This is a genomic window from Lactobacillus jensenii DSM 20557 (assembly GCF_001436455.1).
GTDB lineage: Bacteria > Bacillota > Bacilli > Lactobacillales > Lactobacillaceae > Lactobacillus > Lactobacillus jensenii.
The window spans coordinates 19,835-42,002 of sequence record NZ_AYYU01000013.1; the positions used below are offsets into that span (position 1 = coordinate 19,835).

Annotated in this window: 26 protein-coding genes and 1 riboswitch; of the genes, 14 read left to right on the plus strand and 12 right to left on the minus strand. The window is 33.9% G+C overall.

The genetic code is table 11. The features are described from left to right. Both FC45_RS04720 and FC45_RS04725 read left to right on the plus strand, forming a co-directional pair. Positions 1-1,104, plus strand: a complete 1,104-nt coding sequence (locus FC45_RS04720; protein ID WP_006585442.1) for an ABC transporter ATP-binding protein — start codon at positions 1-3, stop codon at positions 1,102-1,104. Positions 1,105-1,403: 299 nt separating this feature from the next. Further along, positions 1,404-1,577, plus strand: coding sequence for a hypothetical protein (locus FC45_RS04725; protein ID WP_006585443.1), 174 nt, complete (start codon positions 1,404-1,406; stop codon positions 1,575-1,577). A gap of 70 nt (positions 1,578-1,647) precedes the next feature. On the opposite strand, the gene FC45_RS04730 is transcribed toward FC45_RS04725, so the two are convergent. Continuing rightward, positions 1,648-2,241 carry a sugar O-acetyltransferase gene (locus FC45_RS04730; RefSeq protein ID WP_006588339.1) on the minus strand — a complete coding sequence of 198 codons (594 nt, stop codon included), beginning with the start codon at positions 2,239-2,241 and terminating at the stop codon, positions 1,648-1,650. A 92-nt stretch (positions 2,242-2,333) separates the two neighbouring features. Here FC45_RS04730 and FC45_RS07835 point away from each other — a divergent pair, with 92 nt between their 5' ends. Then, entirely contained in the window at positions 2,334-2,504 is a 171-nt protein-coding gene (locus FC45_RS07835) for a hypothetical protein (protein WP_006585445.1), read from the plus strand. Between the two features lie 8 nt (positions 2,505-2,512). Next, on the plus strand, positions 2,513-3,004 hold the full coding sequence (locus tag FC45_RS04735; RefSeq protein WP_006585446.1) for a cupin domain-containing protein: 492 nt from the start codon (positions 2,513-2,515) through the stop codon (positions 3,002-3,004). Between the two features lie 16 nt (positions 3,005-3,020). Here the strand turns inward: FC45_RS04735 and FC45_RS04740 are convergent, their stop codons facing one another. The 5 genes from FC45_RS04740 to FC45_RS04760 form a co-directional block, all read right to left on the minus strand. After that, positions 3,021-3,320, minus strand: a complete 300-nt coding sequence (locus FC45_RS04740) for a hypothetical protein (protein ID WP_006585447.1) — start codon at positions 3,318-3,320, stop codon at positions 3,021-3,023. Positions 3,321-3,456: 136 nt separating this feature from the next. After that, positions 3,457-4,293, minus strand: coding sequence for a PTS system mannose/fructose/sorbose family transporter subunit IID (locus FC45_RS04745; protein WP_006585448.1), 837 nt, complete (start codon positions 4,291-4,293; stop codon positions 3,457-3,459). Position 4,294: 1 nt separating this feature from the next. Then, entirely contained in the window at positions 4,295-5,146 is an 852-nt protein-coding gene (locus tag FC45_RS04750; RefSeq protein ID WP_006585449.1) for a PTS mannose/fructose/sorbose/N-acetylgalactosamine transporter subunit IIC, read from the minus strand. A 27-nt stretch (positions 5,147-5,173) separates the two neighbouring features. Further along, positions 5,174-5,677 carry a PTS sugar transporter subunit IIB gene (locus FC45_RS04755; RefSeq protein WP_006585450.1) on the minus strand — a complete coding sequence of 168 codons (504 nt, stop codon included), beginning with the start codon at positions 5,675-5,677 and terminating at the stop codon, positions 5,174-5,176. Positions 5,678-5,689: 12 nt separating this feature from the next. Beyond that, the gene (locus tag FC45_RS04760; RefSeq protein WP_006588741.1) at positions 5,690-6,127 is read right to left on the minus strand and encodes a PTS sugar transporter subunit IIA; all 438 of its coding nucleotides are present in this window, start codon (positions 6,125-6,127) and stop codon (positions 5,690-5,692) included. A gap of 196 nt (positions 6,128-6,323) precedes the next feature. Between FC45_RS04760 and FC45_RS04765 the strand changes: the two genes are divergently transcribed. Genes FC45_RS04765 through FC45_RS04785 form a run of 5 tightly spaced genes read left to right on the plus strand, consistent with a single transcriptional unit; the run spans position 6,324 to position 11,317 of the window. After that, positions 6,324-7,112: a Cof-type HAD-IIB family hydrolase gene (locus FC45_RS04765; RefSeq protein ID WP_006588340.1), complete on the plus strand. Its 789-nt coding sequence runs from the start codon at positions 6,324-6,326 to the stop codon at positions 7,110-7,112. Beyond that, positions 7,102-8,064 carry a substrate-binding domain-containing protein gene (locus tag FC45_RS04770; RefSeq protein WP_006585452.1) on the plus strand — a complete coding sequence of 321 codons (963 nt, stop codon included), beginning with the start codon at positions 7,102-7,104 and terminating at the stop codon, positions 8,062-8,064. The genes FC45_RS04765 and FC45_RS04770 overlap by 11 nt, the downstream gene beginning before the upstream one ends. Next, positions 8,064-9,380, plus strand: a complete 1,317-nt coding sequence (locus FC45_RS04775; RefSeq protein ID WP_006588341.1) for a sensor histidine kinase — start codon at positions 8,064-8,066, stop codon at positions 9,378-9,380. The genes FC45_RS04770 and FC45_RS04775 overlap by 1 nt, the downstream gene beginning before the upstream one ends. After that, positions 9,373-10,044, plus strand: coding sequence for a response regulator transcription factor (locus FC45_RS04780; RefSeq protein WP_006588342.1), 672 nt, complete (start codon positions 9,373-9,375; stop codon positions 10,042-10,044). Before FC45_RS04775 ends, FC45_RS04780 begins: the two co-directional genes overlap by 8 nt. Before the next feature lies 1 nt (position 10,045). Next, a complete protein-coding gene (locus FC45_RS04785; protein WP_006588343.1) occupies positions 10,046-11,317 on the plus strand; it encodes an ABC transporter substrate-binding protein in 1,272 nt (423 codons plus the stop codon). A 47-nt stretch (positions 11,318-11,364) separates the two neighbouring features. Here FC45_RS04785 and FC45_RS04790 read toward each other — a convergent pair whose 3' ends face one another. Continuing rightward, complete coding sequence (locus FC45_RS04790) at positions 11,365-12,276, minus strand: FMN-dependent dehydrogenase (RefSeq protein WP_006585453.1); 912 nt, start codon at positions 12,274-12,276, stop codon at positions 11,365-11,367. Positions 12,277-12,446: 170 nt separating this feature from the next. Further along, positions 12,447-13,712: an MFS transporter gene (locus tag FC45_RS04795; protein ID WP_006585454.1), complete on the minus strand. Its 1,266-nt coding sequence runs from the start codon at positions 13,710-13,712 to the stop codon at positions 12,447-12,449. A 184-nt stretch (positions 13,713-13,896) separates the two neighbouring features. Here FC45_RS04795 and FC45_RS04800 point away from each other — a divergent pair, with 184 nt between their 5' ends. The 3 genes from FC45_RS04800 (at position 13,897) to FC45_RS04810 (ending at position 16,978) form a co-directional block, all read left to right on the plus strand. After that, positions 13,897-14,745: a helix-turn-helix domain-containing protein gene (locus FC45_RS04800; RefSeq protein WP_006588345.1), complete on the plus strand. Its 849-nt coding sequence runs from the start codon at positions 13,897-13,899 to the stop codon at positions 14,743-14,745. 76 nt (positions 14,746-14,821) lie between these two features. Then, positions 14,822-16,048, plus strand: coding sequence for an MFS transporter (locus FC45_RS04805; protein WP_006585456.1), 1,227 nt, complete (start codon positions 14,822-14,824; stop codon positions 16,046-16,048). Positions 16,049-16,135: 87 nt separating this feature from the next. Further along, positions 16,136-16,978, plus strand: a complete 843-nt coding sequence (locus tag FC45_RS04810) for a helix-turn-helix domain-containing protein (protein ID WP_006588747.1) — start codon at positions 16,136-16,138, stop codon at positions 16,976-16,978. 51 nt (positions 16,979-17,029) lie between these two features. Here FC45_RS04810 and FC45_RS04815 read toward each other — a convergent pair whose 3' ends face one another. The 3 genes from FC45_RS04815 to FC45_RS04825 form a co-directional block, all read right to left on the minus strand. Continuing rightward, the gene (locus tag FC45_RS04815; protein ID WP_006585459.1) at positions 17,030-17,776 is read right to left on the minus strand and encodes an amino acid ABC transporter ATP-binding protein; all 747 of its coding nucleotides are present in this window, start codon (positions 17,774-17,776) and stop codon (positions 17,030-17,032) included. Continuing rightward, complete coding sequence (locus FC45_RS04820) at positions 17,776-19,380, minus strand: ABC transporter substrate-binding protein/permease (RefSeq protein WP_006588347.1); 1,605 nt, start codon at positions 19,378-19,380, stop codon at positions 17,776-17,778. The genes FC45_RS04815 and FC45_RS04820 overlap by 1 nt, the downstream gene beginning before the upstream one ends. 110 nt (positions 19,381-19,490) lie before the next feature. Continuing rightward, positions 19,491-19,663: riboswitch (Lysine riboswitch) on the minus strand. Positions 19,664-19,703: 40 nt separating this feature from the next. Beyond that, entirely contained in the window at positions 19,704-20,336 is a 633-nt protein-coding gene (locus tag FC45_RS04825; RefSeq protein WP_006585460.1) for a DNA-3-methyladenine glycosylase, read from the minus strand. A gap of 52 nt (positions 20,337-20,388) precedes the next feature. On the opposite strand from FC45_RS04825, the gene FC45_RS04830 reads away from it, so the two are divergent. Beyond that, positions 20,389-20,751 (plus strand): DUF488 domain-containing protein, encoded by a 363-nt coding sequence (locus FC45_RS04830; RefSeq protein ID WP_006585461.1) that lies wholly within the window; start codon positions 20,389-20,391, stop codon positions 20,749-20,751. Here FC45_RS04830 and FC45_RS04835 read toward each other — a convergent pair. After that, positions 20,732-21,427: an NAD-dependent protein deacylase gene (locus FC45_RS04835; RefSeq protein ID WP_006588749.1), complete on the minus strand. Its 696-nt coding sequence runs from the start codon at positions 21,425-21,427 to the stop codon at positions 20,732-20,734. The genes FC45_RS04830 and FC45_RS04835 overlap by 20 nt on opposite strands. An 86-nt stretch (positions 21,428-21,513) precedes the next feature. Here FC45_RS04835 and FC45_RS04840 point away from each other — a divergent pair, with 86 nt between their 5' ends. Continuing rightward, entirely contained in the window at positions 21,514-21,990 is a 477-nt protein-coding gene (locus FC45_RS04840) for a hypothetical protein (RefSeq protein WP_006585462.1), read from the plus strand. Positions 21,991-22,168: the final 178 nt, after the last annotated feature.

Here is a 22,168-nt window from a genome sequence, read left to right on the forward strand (position 1 = left end):
ATGGCTACGATAGATTTGAATCATATTTATAAGAAATATGATAAAGCTGAAAATTATTCTGTAACTGATTTTGATTTACACATTAAAGATAATGAATTTATTGTCTTTGTTGGACCTTCAGGTTGTGGCAAATCAACTACTTTAAGAATGATTGCAGGACTTGAAGATATTACCAAGGGAACTTTAAAAATTAACGACAAAGTTGTTAATGATGTGGCTCCTAAAAATAGAGACATTGCGATGGTTTTTCAAAATTATGCCTTATATCCTCATATGACTGTCTTTGAAAATATGGCATTTGGACTAAAGATTCGTAAAGTTGATAAGACTACAATTAACAAGAAAGTTACTGATGCTGCTAAAGTATTGGGACTTGAACCATATTTAAAGCGTAAACCAGCTGATTTGTCCGGTGGTCAAAGACAGAGAGTTGCTTTAGGACGCGCAATTGTGCGGGATGCTCCAATCTTTTTAATGGATGAGCCATTATCAAACTTGGATGCGAAGCTTAGAGTTTCTATGAGAGCAGAAATTGCTAAAATACACCAAGATCTTAAGACTACAACCATCTATGTTACTCATGACCAAGTAGAAGCTATGACTTTAGCAGATCGAATTGTTGTCATGAAAGATGGTAAAATCCAACAAGTTGGAAGTCCACTAGAAATTTATCGTCATCCTGCAAATAAGTTTGTCGCTGGTTTTATCGGGGCTCCCGCTATGAACTTCTTTAACTGCCAGCTAGAAAAGGGCAAAGTCGTTTTAAACAATGCCTTTTCAATTCCTGTTCCAGAAGGTATTTATAAGCAATTAGCTGAGAAAGGTTATGAAGAAAATGAAGTTATTTTAGGAATAAGACCAGAGGATATGCATTCTGAAGAATTATTCTTAAATACCTTCCCTGAAAATACTGTTTCAGCAAAAGTAGTCGTTTCTGAATTGCTCGGTTCTGAAACTCAGTTGTACTGTAAAGTAGGTGATTTTGAATTAGTATCAAAAGTGGATGCTCGTGATTTCGTAAAACCAGGTGCTACTATTAAATTAGGATTTGATTTGAACAAAGCTTCATTCTTTGATGTGAAAACTGAAGATAAGATTTTATAAGAAAATTTAAAAACGAAATATAACAACCCATACAAAAAGAGATATCTGAAGGATATCTCTTTTTACTTTGCAATATAACTTTAGAAAATCTACCAATTTATTCTAAGTAAAGATTTAAATGAACTGCTTAAATCATTCCATTTCCAAGTGATTACAATTTTGTGCTACATTATCCTTAATATTGTAATGGAAGTCATGTAGCTTAGGATTATCCTCATCTGTGAAGTGAACTCTCATTAATCTGGGTAGTTTGGTATTATCAATCGGAGCAATCTTGTTTTTTTGTTGGTAATACGATTATGTATTCACCACTACTTGATACTGTAACTGGCGTTATTCCAAAATCAGAAATTGGTCGTGGAGCAGAGATGTTTGACTTATTAATCAACATTTCAGGTTCTTTAGGTGTTGCTATTAGTGACGTTTTACGTGAAGAAAGCGTTGCTGTTTTAAAGTCATATTTTGGCAAATAAAATTTTACTAACAAAGAAAAATGCACCATATGGTGCATTTTTTGTGTGGTTAATATATAAGTTTATTAGTCTACCCAGGAAAACTATCTAAATTGTCAGCTTCAGTAATTTTCCGGATTACTTTACCTGGGACACCTACAACTAGCGAATTAGCTGGTACGTTGCGAGTAACTACGCTACCAGATCCAATTACACTGCCAGCACCAATTGTAACACCAGGATTCACAACAACATTGCTAGCGAGCCAGCAATTATCTTCAATTGTTATCGGAGCACCATATTCATAATGCGTTTTCCCGTTACCGTTACGCTGCTGATAACGTAAGGGATGTAGTGGTGTAGCCAAAGTACAGTTAGGACCAATCATGACATTATTGCCAATTTTAACGGGGCAAGTATCAAGCACTGTTAAGTTAGTGTTGGCATAAAAGTTATCACCGATTTCAGTAAAGGCACCATAATCAAAGTAAATTGGACCTTGAAAATAGGTGTTCTTGCCGTGTTTACCAAGAAGCTGGTCAATAATATCATGACGCTTAATATCAGTATCATAGAGCTGGTTGAAATCTTGACACAAGCGATGACTCTTCTGAGCAATTGTGACTAATTCTTGGCTAGGATGATAAGGCAAGCCAGCCAGCATGTTTTTAGTGTTTTCTTCCATTGGAGCCTCCATAGATGTATATGAATTTTTATAATTAAATTATACTTCAAAAGCTTGGTATAATGTTGTTATAACTGTTTAAGGAGTTTAAGATGGAATTCATTAAAAAATATGCTTTTTGGGTAGGAGAATTAGCTATTTTATTAGCTTGCTTAATTTGGTATGGCGTAAGTGGCCATAATTTACAAAGCACTTTGCTCAATTCAGTTGCAATCACTGTTTTAGCTGGGCTAGTTATTAAGTTAATTAATCGAAAGAAATAGATAAAAATATGGATGCAAAAGAATATATTGAAAGATTAAATTTAGCCCTTCATCCTGAAGGAGGATATTTTAAAGAAGTATATCAAGCAAAAGATGAGTATGAGTTGGCAGAAGGTAAAAGAAAATATTTTACCTCAATTTATTTTTTGCTAACGCCTGAAACTAAGTCACATTTGCATAGGTTAAATCATGATGAAGTTTGGTATTACCATGATGGAGCTAGCTTAAAAATACATTGTTTATATCCAGATGGCCATTATCAGTTAGTTAAACTGGGAAAAAATCTAGTCAATGGTGAGCAATTATCGTTTGTTGTGCCTGCTGGTGTTATTTTTGGTTCAGAGCTAGCTGAAGGTAAATTCGCTCTGGTTAGTTGTATGGTAGCTCCTGGATTTGATTATGAAGATTTTGAATTATTTAGTCAGGCTGAATTAATTAAGCAATATCCAGAACAAAAGCGGATAATTATGGATATGGCATATAAAGAAATAAGAGGTTAGGATTTTTCCTAACCTCTTATTCTTTAGTTGTAGCTGTCTTTATTTTCTTTTTATAATCTGCAATGACTAAATTTAAGTTCTTTCTACCACGGATTGCGCCTGTTGCCAATATTAGCATTGCAAGCAGACCAATGCCCATTATAAAGATTCCTAATAATAAAATAGGTAAATTTTTACCCCAAAAGTAGTAAGTCATAACTATTCCAATAGCTGATATTAAAATAGCTAGTTCAAAATAATAGCTTAAATTACGAAGCATATGTTTTTGATAAGCTATTTCAGTTTCATAGCCTTTTTTTAATTGTTCATGTGACATAGTATCCTCCCAATATTAAAGAAGAAAAAAGCTAATACTTTTATAACAAAAGAACGTCAACACAGAAGCTGACGCCTTTTGGATATTTTTTATGAAGTTTGATGTAGTTTATATGTAATAATAAATAAAAATATAATTAGTATTTAAGGCCTGGGTTGAAGAATCCTACAAGTACACCAATGAATGCGATAGCAACTAAAATTAACATTGTGTTAATTGCAGAAATTTTCTTCTTAGACATTAACCACCAGCATAATAAGATGAATAATACAGTTAATAATCCAGGATAAATGCTGTCAAATTGTTTTTGTAAGCTTAAAAAAGTTTTGCCGGAGGCGTTTTTCAATTCAAAAGCAGTTGAAATGTTTACCCAAGTTGCGGCAACACCACCAACAACCATTGCACCAACAACACCGATTGCTTTTCTGATTGCACTACCTTGTGCACCAACTAAAAATTCAACGGCTTTATCGCCCATTTCATAACCTCTGAAGAAGAGGTAACGCATACCAAAGTATGCAATTAAGTTCCAAACAATGATGTAGAAGATTGCACCAACTGGTGAACCACCAGTTGACATACCAAGTGCAATACCTAAAAGAATTGGAATTAAAGTACCAACAATCAAGGAGTCACCAATTCCGGCGATAGGTCCCATTAAACCCGCACGCATACCATTGATGGTTTCACCGTCAACAGCATCACCGTTAGCTTTAGCTTCTTCTAGTCCGGCAGTAATACCAACTATAATTGACCCAAGTTGTGGTTCAGTATTGAAGAATGCTGTGTAGGTTTTCATAGCTTCTTTTTGGTCATCTTTTTTGTCATATAATTCTTCGACAATTGGAAGCATGGAAGTTAAATAACCAAAGGTCTGCATGTGTTCTTGTGAGAAACATGTTAAGTGACCGTAGTACCAATGGTGGAAGGCTTTATTTAAAGTCTTTTTACTAATTTTCTTTCTATCTGTCATTTTAAATATCCTCCTCGTCGTCATCGGCACTTGTATCTGAAGTGGTTGGTGCTATTGCTTTAGAAGCACGAGCCATTTCGAGTTGATAAGTAAGAAGTGCGAAAATTAATGAAACGATAGCAACTGAAACTAAGTTTAATTTAAGTGAAGCAGCTAAAGTAAAACCAACTAAGAATGGAATAAAGTCTACTGGAGTGTTAACAATTTGACGAAGTAAAATTGCAATCCCAACACATGGAAGCATAGCCCCAACAGTGAATAGGGTCTTCATTGGAATACCATCCATTGGTAAGGCGTTACGTAAAGCTGTAACGGCAGTTGCTCCAAGTTTAGTCATAATTAAAGTTGGAATGAATGAAAAGCAAATGTGAGAAATCCAAGGATAAGCCCAGTCAACTAAATAAAGTTTGTGGAATTTCCCTTTTTCAACGTCTTTCCATCCCATATGTTGCCATACTAAGTTCATAGTAGCTGTTCCGTAGAATAAAACAGTACCAACAGTACCAACCAACGTACCCATAGACTTAGCAAGGTTTGCGGCATCAGCGCCAGTAGCACTTAACCCTTGTGAGTGAATAGCAACCATTGCTAAAGGGATACCAATATAAGAAACAGCCCGAACATCGGCACTTACAGTACCACCTGGAGTAACTAAAGCAATGTAAACAAGTTGCATTGCAACACCACAGGCAATCCCGAGCTTAATATCTCCTAAAACAATCCCACAGACAAGTCCACCAACTAATGGACGACCTAATGTATAGTTACCAATTGAAGTACCACCCATCCCAGGCATTGATGACAAACTAGCAAAAATACCTAAGATGATGGCTTGAAGCCAACTAATAGTCATAATTCTTCTCCTCGTATAATCTCGTGATTAAAAACCAAACTTGTTCTTATATTTGTCCCAAGTCCCAATTTCTACGTCAGGTAATAATTGGAACTTAACTGTGTAGCCAGCCTTGCTGATAGCTTCAAAAGCTTCACCTTCTTCAGGAGTAAAGCTTTGATTATTGCCAAGTTTAATTGCGCCTGGACGATCATTACCGGGACCGACAATAATTGTTTTAACATCGTCGGGAATAAAGCCCATATCTACTAAAATCTTTTTCATATCAAGTGGATTTTTAGTAATTAAGAAATATCTACGGCTAGAAGCAAGTACTTTTTCTTGAACATCTTTAAAGTGATCAAGTGTCCAAACAAAACCTTTCTTTCCTTGACTTTCAGCTGCTGAGATATATGCTTGCTTTAAAACGGGATTAGTACTTGCAGCGTCATTAACTGCAATAATACCATCACAAGGCATTTCTTTAGCCCAACGAGTAACTGTTTGCCCATGAATCATACGGTCATCAATTCTTACAAATGATACTGACATAAAAATTCCTCCTTAAATTTCATCATCATCATCTTCAGGTGCAGCCACCTTGAATTCTTCAAGAGCATTCCCTGCTTCGCTTAAAATGGTTGAACTTAAAGTTGCTTTGTCCATAGCATCCATTGAAACTAAAGTAGTTAGAGCCATTGTTAAGTTTGTCCCACCAAAGATTTGTGAATTTGCCAAGAAGCCACGTTCTGATAAAACACTAGTAAAAGTAGTTAAAGGACTACCACCGACGATATCAGCTAAAACAAAAAATTGGTCATCATTTGAAAAATCGTGTTCATCAAAGAAGTGATTAACTTTTTCTTTGAAAGTATCTGCGCTAGTCCCTGGTTCGAGTCCTAAAGCAAATACGCGGTTGATTTGATCTCCAGCAAACATTGCTAGTGAAGTTTTTAATCCGTCGGCGAAACCGCCATGGCTAACAAGTACTAAGTATTTCATAAACTTGCTCCTTTCATAATTTACAAGTTTACTATAATCTACTGTAAGCGATTACATAAGTGAAAAATGTCATAAAAAGTAGTAAAAATCATATGACAAATGTCATTAAGTAATGCGCTTACATTTATAATGCTTTTAGTTTGAAGAATACTCTGGTTACAATTAAATTAGGAAATATATGGAAGGAAATTGAATTATGTGGATTATTTTTAGCGATATTGATGGTACCTTGATAAATGACAAATTAGAAATTTTGCCAAGAACTAAGGAAAGTATTTTAAAAGAAGTAAAAAAAGGCAATCTTTTTGTTCCTGTATCCGCAAGAAGTCCTTTGGCGATGCAAACTGTCATTAAGCAGCTAGGAATTAAGTGCCCACTTTCTGCTTTTAATGGTGCCTTAATTCTTAATGAAGAAGGAGTACAAATTTATAGCAAGCCTCTTCCTTTAGCCGAAGCTAGAGAAATTGTTAAAGAGTTAAATGATTTAACAAGTGTAACTTGGAATATTTATTCTGATTTAAGTTGGTTAACTCAAAAGCCTAAAACTCAAGCATTATTAGCTGAAGAAAAAATTGTAAAATTGTGTGCTAAAGCCATTGATGTATCAGAAATTGAAAATTTAAAATGCATCCATAAAGTTTTGGTAATGGGACCTAAAAATATCTTGGATGAATTACTGAAAATCTATTCTCAGCGCTACAGTAACTTATATTTAGTTAAATCTAAGGATACTTTATTAGAAATAGTTGCTTCTGGAGTAGAGAAAGCTGATTCAATTAAACGAGTGTCTGACTACTATCATGTCGAAATTAGTAATACACTAGCTTTTGGAGATAACTATAATGATGAAAGAATGTTAAAAACTGTTGGAAAAGGTTACTTAATGGGAAATGCACCAGAAGAATTAAAGAAGCATTATCCATATATAACGGCTGATTATAATCATGATGGAATCGCTGAGGTCTTAGAGAATCTTGAAAATTAGTAAGAAAACAAAACTATTTTTATTAAGTAAATTAGCGCTAGCTTTGTTAATTGTCTTTTGTTTTTATTTTGCAGTTCTTACTCAAAGCCAAAAAAGACAAAAGATAATTGGCGTAAGTTATATGACAATGAATAATAGCTTTTATCAAGTTTTAAATGAAGAAGTTGAAAAACGAGTTGATGCTCGAGCCGATAAGTTGATAATTCGTGATCCAGCATTAGATGCTCAAAAACAAGTTAATCAGATAAATGACTTTATTAAAAAAGGTGCTTCAGCAATTATTATCAATCCTGTTGATGGAAATAATAATAAGTTAATAGCAATTTTGAATAAGGCACATAAAAAAGGAATAAAAATTGTAGTAGTAGATAGCCAAATGGCAGATAAGGCTCATGTTGATGCAACACTACTTTCTGATAATTATCAAGCTGGTGTTTTGTGTGCGAAAGCCTTGATGAAGAAGAAAAAGAGAGCCAATATTTTACTGCTGGAACACTATAGTGCCATGAGTGCCAATGATCGTATTAGGGGATTTACAGATACTTTATTTAATAAAAACTATCATGTGGTAGGTAAATTAAACACTTTAGGACAATCAGAATATGCTTATCCAGCTGTTTTAAAGCGGTTAAAAACGCAAGCTGACTTCGATACAATTATGTCTTTAAATGATCAAGCTGCTGTGGGGGCAATTGCAGCATTAGATAGTCAAAAAGTAAAGCAAGTAGGAGTTTATAGCGTTGATGGTTCTGCCAACATGAAACAATTACTTTTGAATAATCAAAATGCAATAGCAACAGCTGCTCAGTCACCTAAAGAGATGGGGAAGCTAGCTTATAAGTTAACTTATGACTTATTAGCAGGCAAAAGTGTTAAGTCCAAAATTAAGTTACCAGTGCATCTGATTACCAAGGATAACATCAAAAATTATAACGTTACAGGGTGGCAATAATGAAGGGTAGTTTTAAGAAACTTATTGCTTTTAGACGGGTACTAGTTTGGCTGAATTTAATAGCAGTATTGTTTAATAGTTCAGTCTTTTATTTAGCTAGTGTTTATATTGTACAAAGCAATATGTCATTTGAATTCTTAAATAAGATTAACTTTTTACCAGGTGCCCCTTTGACTATTTTTTGGTCAAGTACTTTGAGTTATCTTTTGTTAGCAATAGTAATGACTTATCGTCATTATTTTAAAAAAGATGAAGAACATAATAGTCGTTTACTGTTAATTGAATTCTTTTTGACTATTTTGGTTTTTTGGAATTTAAGATTCACTTATAACGGTGTGATATTACTTTATTTTGTGGATTTATTTATTTCTTTGCGAAATAAAGAACCAAGCAGACAGCTTAATTTATGGTTAGGGATGGCTGTATTTATTTTGGTTATTTTTTCTTTGACAGATACAGTTTTAATTGAAAATATTTCTAATATACCTCAATTAGATACTTATATTGAGTTTTTACCACTAGCTACAAAGACGACAGTAATTTTGATAAGTAATGTCTTAAATGTTGTTAATCTGATTATCTTTATGGGAATCTTGGTACTGTACGCAATTTATCTTCATAATCGTGAATACGAGATAAAAGAGAAATTAGCTAAAGCAGCACAAACAAATTTAGAATTGAAAAATTATGCAGCTTTATCTAGTCATATCGCTGAAGATCGCGAAAGAAAAAGAATTGCACGTGATTTGCATGATTCAGTTGGTCATGCCTTAACTGGTGTTATTGCAGGTGTGGATGCAGCTAAAGTTTTAATCGATTTAAACCCTGAGAAGGCCAAAGAGCAACTAACTAAGGTTTCTCAAGTAGTAAAGCAGGGACTTGAAGGGATTCGAGCAGCATTAAATAAGTTGAGGCCAGGAGCATTAGAAAATTATACTTTGCAAGCAGCACTAAAGAAGATGTTAAGTGAGTATTCAGAATTATCACAAATGAAGTTTGATTTTCAATATGAATGGGGGAGTGCAGAATTTGAAAAAACAACGGAAGATGTGATTTTCAGAATTGTGGAAGAAAGTGTAACTAATGCGTTAAGACATGGTCATGCTAGTCAAGTAAGTATTCATTTTTTAGTAAATAAAAATTATCAGATCTTAATAAAAGACAATGGCTCAGGTTGCAGTAAAATAAAGCCAGGATTTGGTTTAACACAAATGAAAGAACGTGTGGCAATTATTGGCGGACACATTGAATTTAAGAGTGGGGATGGATTCGAGATAAAAGTAGAAATTCCCAAGGAAGGAGCAAACCATGATTAAAGTTTTAATTGCAGATGATCAAGAGTTAATCAGAAGTTCTATTCAAATTATCTTAGAAGCTAATCCTAAATTTAAGGTAACTGCAACAGTAGCAGATGGCGAAGAAGTTTTGGACGCAATAAAAAAAGAACGTCCAGATGTTATCTTGATGGATGTGAGAATGCCAAAAATGGACGGAACTGTATGCACTAAATATGTAAAAAGTAAGTATCCAGAAATTAAAGTAATAATTTTGACTACTTTTGATGATGATGATTTTATTTTTAGTGCTTTAAAATATGGCGCTTCAGGTTACTTATTAAAGGGAGTTTCCAATGATCAACTTTATCAAGCAATTGAAACAGTTTATCAGGGAGGTGCAATGATTAATCCTAATATTGCTGAAAAAGTATTCAAATTATTTTCTAAGATGGCCCAATCTAATTATGCAATTCAAGTTGATCAAACAGAAAGTAAGCATTTTTCTAAAAATGAATGGCGTGTAATTCAACAAGTGGGATTAGGATTATCAAATAAAGAAATTTCTGCAAAATTATATTTATCAGAAGGGACAGTTCGTAACTATATTTCCTCAATTTTAAGTCAATTAGATTTGCGTGGTCGTACACAATTAGCAATTTGGGCCGTTCAAACAGGTGTAACTTCTCGAGATTTTGGAGAATAAAATGGAAAAAAATAAAGCCAAGTTAATGATAGTTACTATTTTTTTATTGTTGTTAATGGGAAGTGTAACTTATTTTGCTAAAATTTCGAGTGAACCCAAGACATTAACAATCGGTGTATATACTGGTAGTTATTGGGATGTACCACAAGGGGATTCATACCACATGATTGATTATGTGGTTAAAAAGTTCAAAAAAAGATATCCAAACGTTCGAGTAATCTATGAATCAGGAATAACTAAGACCAACTATCGCTCATGGCTAGCTAATAGCTTAGTTAAAGGTACAGAACCAGATGTTTTTATTGTACCAGCAAATACTTTTAATATTTTAGCAAGTGATGGGGCCTTGCTAGATTTAAATGGCTATATTAGACATGATAAATTTAAGACGAGTGATTTTTATCAAGCTGCATTAGAAAGTGGACAATATCACAATCAGCAACTAGCGCTTCCTTTTGAAGTAAATCCAAGTTTAATGGTTGTAAATACTAGTTTACTGGCTAAAGCTAAACTGAAAATTCCTAATTTTGACTGGCAACCAACACAGCTTGAGCTATTGAATAAAAAACTTCGTCAAAAAGATTATTATGGTGTTACAGAAAATTTTAATTGGCAAGCAGCTGTAAATAGCTATCAAGGACAATTATTTACTAGTGATGGTACTAAATCGCAATTAACTTCGAATAAAGTAATGCAAGGGCTTAATTTGATAACTGAGCTTGAGCAATTAAATAATAATATAAACGTAACTAGTGCAATGTTTGACCAGGGAAAGGTTGCCTTTTCACCGATGACTTTGGCGCAATATCGAACATATACATCTTATCCTTATCATGTAACTAGAAATTCTAACTTTAATTGGGATGTAATAAAAATGCCAAGTATGAGTAAAAAAAGGGGAACTAAGCTAGCTAATGTTTCATTTGGAATTTCTTCTCATAGTCGCAACGCTACACTCGCTTGGCAGTTTATGAAATTACTAGTATCTAAAGATGTTCAAACTGAATTAATTAAATATTCGCAAGGGGTTAGTCCCTTAAAAAAGATTGCTCAAAGTACGGCAATGAAGAAAATGCTAGTAAGCGAGGGGAGCAACTTAACAACTCAAAAGTTGAATGCAATTTTAAATTCTGGTAATGTTGAGCCAAAATTTAAAAAATATTATAGTGTGATGGACGATGCAGACTATCAAGTAGAAAATGGCTTGCAAAGTGGAAAGTTAGAAACAGAAGTTTTTGAAATGCAAAATCATTTAAATGAAGAATTAAAGTAAAGAAATAAGGCTAGGTAAATCCTAGCCTTTTGTAATATTATTTTTGTTTAATTAAAATGAAGTACACTGCTATCAAATGACTTAGTGTCAGTGATGCCAGTATAAAGCATCATTTGTGATAATTGCTCGTTAAGCAGCTTGATTTTTTCTTCAGTGGCTTTTTGGCCAGCTTGCAATAATTCAGATAAAATTGCGCGCCCTACTAAGACACCATCAGCACCCATAGCCATAGCCTTGTAGACATCATAACCAGTCATTAATGAACCATCAACAAAAATGGTCATATTGCTATCGGCAAGAGCGTCTTTAATTGCGGGTAACATTTTTAGTGGTGGAACACCAAAAGGTAAGCGACCATGGTGGTGAGAAACAACGATTGCACTAGCACCAGCATCTCTAGCTTTGAGCGCATCTTGAACAGATAAAACGCCTTTAGCAACAAACGGAAGGTTTGTTGTATGAGCATATCTTCTTAAATCTGAAAAAGTAACCGGACCTAAGTTAATGCCGTCAACAACATCATACTTGCCATCTTCACCGGGAACGTGATCAATATCCATACCAACAGCAACGGCTCCTAAATCTTGAGCAAAGCGCAATTCATTGATAATGTCTTCGTGTTCGGCAAAAGGTTTAACAATTCTAACGGTATCGCCGCTATTTTTGACAATTTCGGCGTAGTCTTGATTACTTTCCATGCCAATCCAGTTTAAGACATTTTGACTTTTAGCAGCTTGAACTTTCTCTTGCATTGGCTTGCGGCTCTTGTCAGGTAAAACCTTATTTAAGTGAGATACCGCTGCTAGATTGATTGGTGAAGCGTATTTTTTGCCAAAAAATTCAGTTGTTAGATCAGGCTTTACAGCATCAATGATGCGCATTTCAACTAAAATATTGTCTAAATAATTACGATTGTGGACATTGGCATCATCAGCGCGGCCACTAGTAACGGGAATCATACCTTTAGGACCAGGCCAAACTTGTGGGGCTTCTTGCTCTAATTTTTCGGTAAAAGATGAACCAGAACTAGCATCTACTTTATTTTGCTTGTGAGTCATAGTGTATCCTTTCTGTTTCAATAGTTATTTTCATTATAAATAATTAAAAAGCAAGAATACAAATAACTAGTTTAAGCTTCTGACTCAGCAAGAGGGATATTAGCTTTTAAGGCTTTATTTTTCAAATAAGCTGTGATGATTAAAAAGATAACTAAAACGTTAAAGCATAGTAGAACAGAAATAGCGATGTAGACATTGCTGATGGCAGTAATACTTGAGAGCAGCATCGTCATAAATGGGTCGCTAGCCATTAACAAGGTATTTAATAAGCTAGCAGTAGAGCCTAGAATGCTTGATTCTACGGAAGAAATGAGCCACTGATTCATTTTTAAAGAAATTGTCGCTACAAAGAAAGTTAGCAAGGCAAAGGTTCCTAAAATAACAAATAAATTGTTAATGAACAAACTTAAACTAGCAAAAAGTGCCAAGATACTTGAATAAATTGCTAGTAAGAAAACAGAAGTCTTTTTGAAGATAGTAGGACCAAATAAACTACCTAAAATCATACCGCCGCCAACAATTGTTTCTCCGATTGCCAAAGTAAAGCTGTAACTACCAATAAGCATGGTTTGCTTATGAGTTGCCAAAATAATTGTAAATAGAGGAATTAGTACCGCTAAGACAGCGTTAAGCAAAACTAAGATAGAAATCATGGTTAAAAGATTGTTTTGCTTTTTTACTTGCTTAAAAGATGTTTTTAGTGTTTGGAAGAAGTTTAATTTATTTGATTTAGGAAGTGGCAATTTTTGTGTGTTTACTCGTTTACCAACTAAAGCAAATAAGATACCAGCGATTAAAAAAGTAGCAGCGTTGATAAATGCTAATGAAGAATATGACATAAATAGCAACATGCTAGCACCAGCAAAGCGAGCAAGCATTGAGATTGTTTGTGACATACCATTAGCAAAACCACTACCTTCGGCGTAGTTTTCCTTACCTAAGATAGCAACAATTAAAGGTGTAACTAAGCCACTTGAATAAGTACCAAAGGTGTCTGAAATAAAGTTCGCTAAAGCAATACACATTACCAAATTCCAATCACTCATTTTGGTCGTTAATAATAAGCCGACGATGGTATAAAGAATACATCTAACTAAGGCAAGGTTAAAAATACTCTTAAATTTATCTCTTGTTTTGTCGGCAAGGTAACCACCAAAAAGTGTGAAAAACTTCGGAATAGCTTCACTAATTGCGATTAAGGAAATTGCTAAAGAATAATTTTTTAAGTTGCTGGCATAGGTCATGAAGGCTAGGTAGAATAAAACATCACCAGCGCTTGAAAGAAAACTACCAGTTGCAAAAAGACGAAAATTTGAGTTTTTAAAGAAGACTTTCATTTTGTATAACCTTTCTATAGTGGATATTTATGAAATATTTTATAGAAAAGTTTGAGATGGAAAGAGAAAATGGCGGATATGACATTTTGAAGTGAAGCAGTGTGAGTGCTGTTTTTACCATTTTTTTGTACAATATTTATAAATTAAGCTTTTAAAGAAAAATAATATTTATGAGGTAAAAGCAATGACAATAGGTGACGCATTAAAAAAGGTTAGATTAGAAAGAGGACTTACTCAAAAACAAATGTGTGAAGGGATTGTTAGTCGCCCATTCTATGTAAAAGTTGAAAGTAATCAAACAGGTATCAGTGCAGAAAGTCTTGCTAAAATATTATTTTTACATGAAATAGATATCTCTTCATTTTATAAGTTGTTAAAAGAAACTTACATGCCGAAAGAAAACCAAATGAGTGAATATTTACAGAATAAAATGATGTTTACATTTGATCGGAAAGATTTGCAACAATTAAAAGAATATTGTAAACAAGTGCATGTATTGCCTGGGCACAAAATATTAAAATTGAGGAGTATTGTATCTGTAGCCTATCTTGAGAATAAGCTAGAGCAAATTGATCAACAGACAATTAAGGAGATTTATGAGCAATTTGATGAGGGGAAAAATTGGATTACACGTCCAGAACTATTGAGATTACTAGCTAATACAATGCCGATGTGGTCTCAGGAACATCTGGATTTTTTAATTGGTAGATTGTTAGCGTACATCCAAAAAAATAAAAGTATATCAAAGATTATGATAGAAAGATATTTACGCTTGTTAGAGAACTATCTTGGGATTTGTTATGAAAGAAAAACTTATGTTACAGCTCAAGAAAAAATAAAGGTTGAAAAAACTATCAAGACTATTTTAGATTTAACAGAAAATGTATTTCATTTTATGATTTATAGATTCTTTGCTATATACTTTAAGTGTTTAATTAAAGGTGATTATAAATCCGCTAATCACATTCAGGATATGTTGAAAAAGTATGGATATGAAAAAGTAGTAAAAAGTTGGTCAAAAATAAATATGTAACAAATATGATACAAAAGAGCTTGCTTTCTAGTAATCTCCTTTATTATTAACATAAACTAGAGAAAGATAATTAATCATGTTAAAACTAAAGAAAAATCTCAGTGTTTATACTCTTTTAGCTGGTCGCGTCGCTACTAACATCGCCGACAGTTTATTTTATCTAGCGATTTTATGGTACTTTAAGCAAGTAACTCATTCGACAATGAGTGTTTCCATCATCTTCGCAATTACTTCAGGAATTGATATGCTTTCTTTTGGGTTTGGCCCGATTATCGACCGCGTTTCGATTAAAAAGTTGCTTAAAATTTCGACAATCTTGCAGGCCTTAATTAGTATTGTGGTATTTTTAGCCTTAATAACACAATTCCACAATCTTTTGATGACAATTGTTTTGATGCTTTTATTTATTGCATCAACTATTTTATCCGCCATAATTTACCCAGCCCAATACAAATTACTGCCAGTACTGGTTCCTGAAAGAGAAATTTTACGGTTTAATGGCTTGTTTCAAGTAACTTTCACTACCCTAGATATGATTCTTGATGCTGGGGTAACTGTAATAATTGCCCTCTTTTCTATTGATGCAACGGTGATTTTATCAGCCTTAGTTTTCGCCTTGGCTTTACTCTTTTATGCCCATGTAAATATCTCAGTATCTGCTAAAGATATCCTCGAGGAAGATGAATATTTCTCTGATTCATACTTAAATGACATTCTGATTGGCTGGAAAACATTAAAAAAAGAAAAAAATATTCTGGAATTAATTTTGCCACTTGGAGTCGTCAATTTCTTTTACGGAATCTTCACTGTTGGTTTACCATATTTTGCGCAAGATTACATCCATAATTCGATAATCGGATATGGCGAATTACTACTCGCATCGTCTATTGGAGGAGTATTAGGAGCCTTTTTAGTTCAAAAATTTAAGGCTAGCAAAAAAGAGATGCGCCTTTTCGTAGCAATCTGCTTTTTGGGGGCGGCAATTTTCCGACTTATAGTTCCTCTATCCGTCAACTTAAATATTTGGATTTTGCTTTTATCTTCGGCAATTTCATCAGCTTGGATAACAATGATGAATACGAATTTTGAGGCTTTAGTGCAGGTGAGCTTTTCTTCGGCAATACTTGGACGAGTTCAAACCATTAATGACAGTATTTTGTCAATTATGATTCCTATCGGATCTATATTTGGAGGCTGGATTGTTAAATCATGGGGCTCACTTAGCACACAATATATTTATGGCTTTGCTTTATTTTTAAGTGCAATATATTACTTTTTAGTTATTAGATTAAAAAGTAAATGATAGACACTTGGTTTTGCTTTTTGTGCATATAACTTGCAAACATACTAAATTCCAATTATCATTACTCCTAAAAATGGGGGAATGATGATGAAAATTGGAGAGTTGTTACAAAAATTTCGCCTCGAACAAGGCAAAACACGTAAAGAATTTGCTTCTGATGTAATTAGCCCATCTTACTACTGTAAGATTGAAAAAGGCTCTCATCGGGTATCAGCTGAAGATTTGATTGAACTGCTAAAAAGAAACAATATCCGATTAAGTGATTTTTTTGGAATGTTTGATTCTCAAGATTTGGCCAAGCAGCTTAATCTTTTTCATGAAATGATAGTGGCTGCTCATTATAATGGCGATAAAGATTCACTTGAAAAAATCCCTAACTTGATAGAAAGAAGTCTTTTACCTGAAGAAGTAAAAAAAGAGCAGATACTAATTGCTCGTGGATATCTTGAAATTGATAAAAGTTCAACTGAACCAGTAAATTGGAAACTACGGGAACAACTCAGAGAAAAAGTTTTCAGTCTTCCGAATTGGAATGAAGAAAAATTAACGCTTTTTTGTAACTTAATGCCTTTATACGATTGTTTTAGTGTTAATTTGATTGTTCAGGATATTTTAAAAGAATATAAACCACCATTTTCTAAAGAGCTTAAGAGAACCCTTTTAGGAATTATTTGTAATAATCTATTTTTAAAACTTAAGATTGGAGAATATGAAGGAATAGATAAGTTGGTGTCAATAGCTGATGCAATTCCAAGTTCTCCCGATTTAGTCTTTTATAAAAATAATATTATTTTCTATAAAAATATGGCTCTATATAAAAGCTCGAATGCTACAAAGTATTTAAAAAAATGCCAAAAAGCAATCGAAATTTGTGCCTGGCTAGGAATGGAAGCCTACGCACAGCATATGTCAGAATTTCTTGAAGGATAAAAAATAGCTATCCCTGCCAATTAGGGATAGCTATTTCTATATCATCTTTTATTAAATGTCTTCTTTTCTAAAGTTACGTAAGAACTTTTGCGTCTTTTCTTCTTGAGGATGATCAAAAATATCTTCAGGACTGCCTTGTTCAGTAATCACACCATCACTCATAAAGATAACTTTGTCAGAAACATGCTTAGCAAAGGCCATTTCGTGAGTAACAATAATCATTGTTAAACCAGTTGTTGCTAGCTTTTGCATAACATCAAGAACTTCTCCAACCATTTCTGGGTCAAGGGCACTAGTTGGTTCATCAAAGAGTAAAACATCTGGATTCATAGATATTGCCCGGGCAATAGCGACTCTTTGTTGTTGCCCACCAGATAATTGCTTAGGCTTAGCATCAATGAATGGATCCATACCGACTTTCTTTAAGTTCTCTAAAGCAATCTTTTTTGCTTCTTCTTTTGAACGCTTTAAGACTAATTCTTGTCCAATCATACAGTTTTGTAAAACGTTCTTGTTTTCAAATAAGTCAAATTGTTGGAAAACCATACCGACTTTAGAACGGTAATCGTTACGATTGAAGCCAGGCTTGGTAATGTCACTACCGTTGAAGTTAATTTCGCCACTAGTTGGTTCTTCAAGCAAGTTGATACATCTAAGCATGGTTGACTTACCACCACCAGAAGGACCGATGATTGAAACAATTTCACCTTTTTTTATATCAAAGGTAATATCACGCAATACTTGGTGATCACCGTAGTTTTTTTGTAAGTGATTAACATTGATGATATTTTCACTCATTAGTTGTTTCCTCCTTGTTCTTCAGGTGTACCGACTTGGACTTGGTTAGCCATTAGATTGTAATTCTTAGGACCTTGTAGTTTCTTTTCAATTAAGTTGAAAATTCTAGTAATTGAGAAAGTAAGTACTAAGTAAATTGCTGAAATCATCAAGTAAGTTTGGAAGAATTGGAAGCTTTGACTGGCAATTGTTGAACCAACAAAGAACAATTCTGAAACAGAAATAATACTTAATACTGAAGTATCCTTAATGTTTACGATAAATTCATTAGTAATTGATGGTAAACAGTTCTTAATTGCTTGTGGCAAAATGATATTCCACATTCTTTGATTGTGAGTCATACCTAATGCACTAGCAGCTTCGAATTGACCCTTAGGAGTTGCCATGATACCACCACGGATAACTTCGGCAAGGTAGGCACCAGTATTAATAGAAACAATTACTAAAGCTGCTACAGTTCTGTTCAAGTTAAGGTGCCAAAATTGAGCGATTCCGTAGTAAATAACAGCTGCTTGAACCATCATAGGAGTTCCACGGAAGACTTCAACATAAACAGAAAGTAAGAAGTTAACAACCTTTAATAACCAGCGGTTAAGTAAAGAAGTTGGAGTAGGAATAGTTCTGATAACTCCGACAACCAAACCGATAAAGAAACCTGCAATAGTACCAACTAAGGCAAGCAAAAGTGTCATACCAACACCGGCAAGAATCATTGAACCGTAAGTGTTCCAAGTTGAAACAAACCAGTTGGTCTTCTTGTCACTGTCAGTAGAAGGTTGCTCTTTAACAGCAGTTTCCATTAATTGGTCACGTTTAGAATTTGAAATAGTTGCTAAAGCAGCATTTACTTGAGCTAAAAGCTTGTCATTACCTTTCTTAACCCCAATTGAAGTTTCGCTATCGCTAGCTGAAACGTGGAAACCAGGCATCTTGCTGATGTTAATGGCAGTTGAGTTAGGGTAAACACTCTTGAAACTTTGAGCTTCAATATCTTCAGCTACATAACCATCAATCGTGCCAGAAATTAAACTTTGACGCATTGCGGCGAAGTCTTTCATGGCATTTTCACGAACAGCCCCCTTTAATTGTTTAATTAAGTCGTAGTGTAAAGTACCTTGTTGAGCGGTTAACTTTGCACCAGCAAAATCAGTCAAGCTCTTAGCATTAGCATATTTACTGTTACTCTTAGTAATAACAACAAAAGTTGACTTTCTGTATGGGTTTGAGAAGTTAATAGCCTTTCTTCTTTCGGCTGTTGGACTCATACCAGCGATAATTAAGTCAATCTTGCCACTTGTTAAAGCAGGTAAAAGTCCATCCCATTCAGTTTTTACAGCGACAACTTTTTTACCCAACTTTTTACCAATTAACTTAGCGATTTGAACATCGTAACCATTAGCATAGGTCTTTGAACCTTCAATTGGAATTGCGCCATTGCTACTGTTTGTTTGTGTCCAGTTGTATGGGGGATAGTTTGCTTCCAGCCCAATTCTTAAAACACCATTGCTTTTGGCAGCTTGAACTTCTTGGTTGTTATTTCCAAAAAATCCAATTGATGCCATTAAAAATGCTAGAATTACTAGCCAAGTATTTTTTGACTTCACTTGATAAAACCTCCAAAATTAATCAACTAAAGCCAATACAATAAAGAGCAATAAAAAAATCCCTATTGTTCACTAAAAACAATAGGGTTTAATCATCAGTATTATCTACCAAATCAGATAGCGCTCCCTGGGGACTCCAGGACAGTCTACAAGATATGCTCTTGTAGCCCAACAACTAGCTAACGCGAATTAGTTAATCATTTCGGCGACAATCCTTTAGATTCCTTCAAAATCTTCGCGGACTCCGGAATGTTTGTGACTTGTCGCAACCTCTATTGCATTGGATTATTTATTTAACTGTGCTTAAGAATATATTAAGAAAATTACTTTGTCAACACCCAGCCGTTATTTTCTTGAATATTTTTCTTTTTCATGTCAGAAACATATGGATTCCCAGCAACATAAAAGCGTAATGGTCGTTTTGACCAATCGTTATCTTGTCGGACTCCAATTCTTGGCCCAGAAGCAATTTCTTTGATAGCTTTTTTGGTAGTTAAATCAACAGAAAATGGAGTTTTTTCAATAGGATGAAGATCCCATTTGCGACTTGTAACGCCGAACGCTTGCATCATTTTTGCTGGTCCATTAGTTAATAAAAATCCAGTTTTTCCTGAACGATTTTTAATCATAGTTTTAATTCCTAGCGTAGGCTCAATAGCTCTAATTAAAACTCCTTCAGGGTTATCTTTTTCTTGTGTAGCAATATCGAAGAAGAAGTATTGCCTTTGGGCGTAGATATATAAGTAGCCTCCGGGACAATATAGTCCTTCATTAGCTGGACTTCTTCGGCCGTTATATGAGTGTGCAGCATAATCTTTTGGACCAAGGTATGCTTCAGTTTCGACAATTAAGCCACCTAAAATTTCGCCATTATTTTCATATGTTAATGTTCTTCCTAACAAGTCTTGGGCAATTTCAGTTGTAGGACGATTTTGAAAAAAGTTTTGATAATTCATAAATACCTGCTATAACAAATAATAAATACAATATGGGAAAGAAGTTATCTAAATGTCTGAAATAAAATTGGTTCGAATTTATAGTCATGAACAAGAAAAGGGCTTCCGAGTTTTAGTAGATCGCTTGTGGCCTAGAGGAATTAGTAAAGTTAAAGCCGATTTAGATGTTTGGGCTAAGGAAATGGGGCCAAGCAATGAGTTACGTAAGTGGTTTAATCACGATCCCCAAAAATTTCCGGAATTTAAAGCAAAATATCTGGCTGAAATTAAGGCAAATCCTGAAACTAAATCTTTTGTAGAATTAATTCAAGAAAAATTAAAAGAGAGTGATGTTATCTTTTTATATGGTGCAAAAGATCCACTTTATAATCAAGCTGTAATTTTGAAAGAATATTTTACAAGTCTTTCAAAATAGTTAAGGCATCACCATTGATTTGTCTGATACTTGAGGCTTCTATTTTGGTTTTATTAATTGCCCAAACTGGAGCGTCTTTTTGGCGGTAAGCTAATAAACCGGCAAAGGGATAGACTACAAAGCTAGTTCCAATAATAATTATTAAGTCTGCCTCTTGGATATAAGAGATAGATTTTGCAAGTTTTTGTTGGTCAATCCCTTCACCATATAAAACGATATCTGGTCTAATGATACCACCACACTGATGTTTATAGGACTTTTGATAGATACTATAAGATAGTTTTTTAAGACATTTCGTACAATATATATTATATAAGTTTCCATGGAATTCTATTACATGTTTATTGCCAGCTTTAGAGTCTAGGCCATCAATATTTTGGGTAATTAGAGTTCCTTTTTTATTACAAATCTCTGCAATCTTTTGGTGGATGAAATTGGGCTGGGCCTTTGGAAAATACATGTTGTTCATTACAAATTGATAAAATAAATTAGGCTGATGATACAATGTATCTTCACTTAAAATAATCTCTGGCGGTAATTCAGTTCCGTGATAAATACCTGATTTAGAACGGTAATCAGGTATATTTGAATGGGTTGAAACTCCAGCGCCAGTTAAAAAGACAATATGTTGAGCTTGTTTTAAAGCAGATTTTAGGTCTTGAATATTTTCTTGCATTTTTGTACCTTCTTAAGTAAACATCTAACTAAATTATAATGCACTTGTTTGTTATAATATAATTTAAAGGAACGGAAGGTGATTTTATGACTAGCTTATTTTATGGTCTTTTTGACTTACTGATTATTGGCTATATTGTTTACAGCTGGTATTGGCAAGCAGTTGTTGATTACCCGGGCCGCTACCGTATTTCTTCAATTATTTGGGCAGTTGTCTTCGTCTATGTGTCCATTTCTTGGAATTTTATTGATATTACTCAAGCGGGCGCACCGGTTTTATTAGCAGTCTTTTTGGTAATGTCTGTAATGGATGGAGTAAGTGGCTTAGGTGAGAAGCGAATTGTCATTAGTGGTTATATTAGAAGAACTATTAAATATTCAGATTTAGATCAAATTACGCTTATTAATGCACCATTAACTAATAATAAAAGCTACGTTGTAATGGAATTACAAAGTAAAGGCCATGTTTACTACATTCGTTTTGCTAAAGGAATGGAAGATGTAATTGCTACATTGAAAAAACATTTAGGCAATGATGTAGGAATAAAAATTGAAAGTTTGTAATAATTAGATACCATACATTTTTAAATGATTGATAATACACAATTCTTGTGCTTTGCAAGGGTTGTGTATTTTTTATGGGGGGATGCTCGTATCAATATTTTTTTCAGTTAAATCAGATATAATCATGTGATATTAAACCCTTTCTGGTTGTTATTTCAGTTTTTAGATAATATCTTTT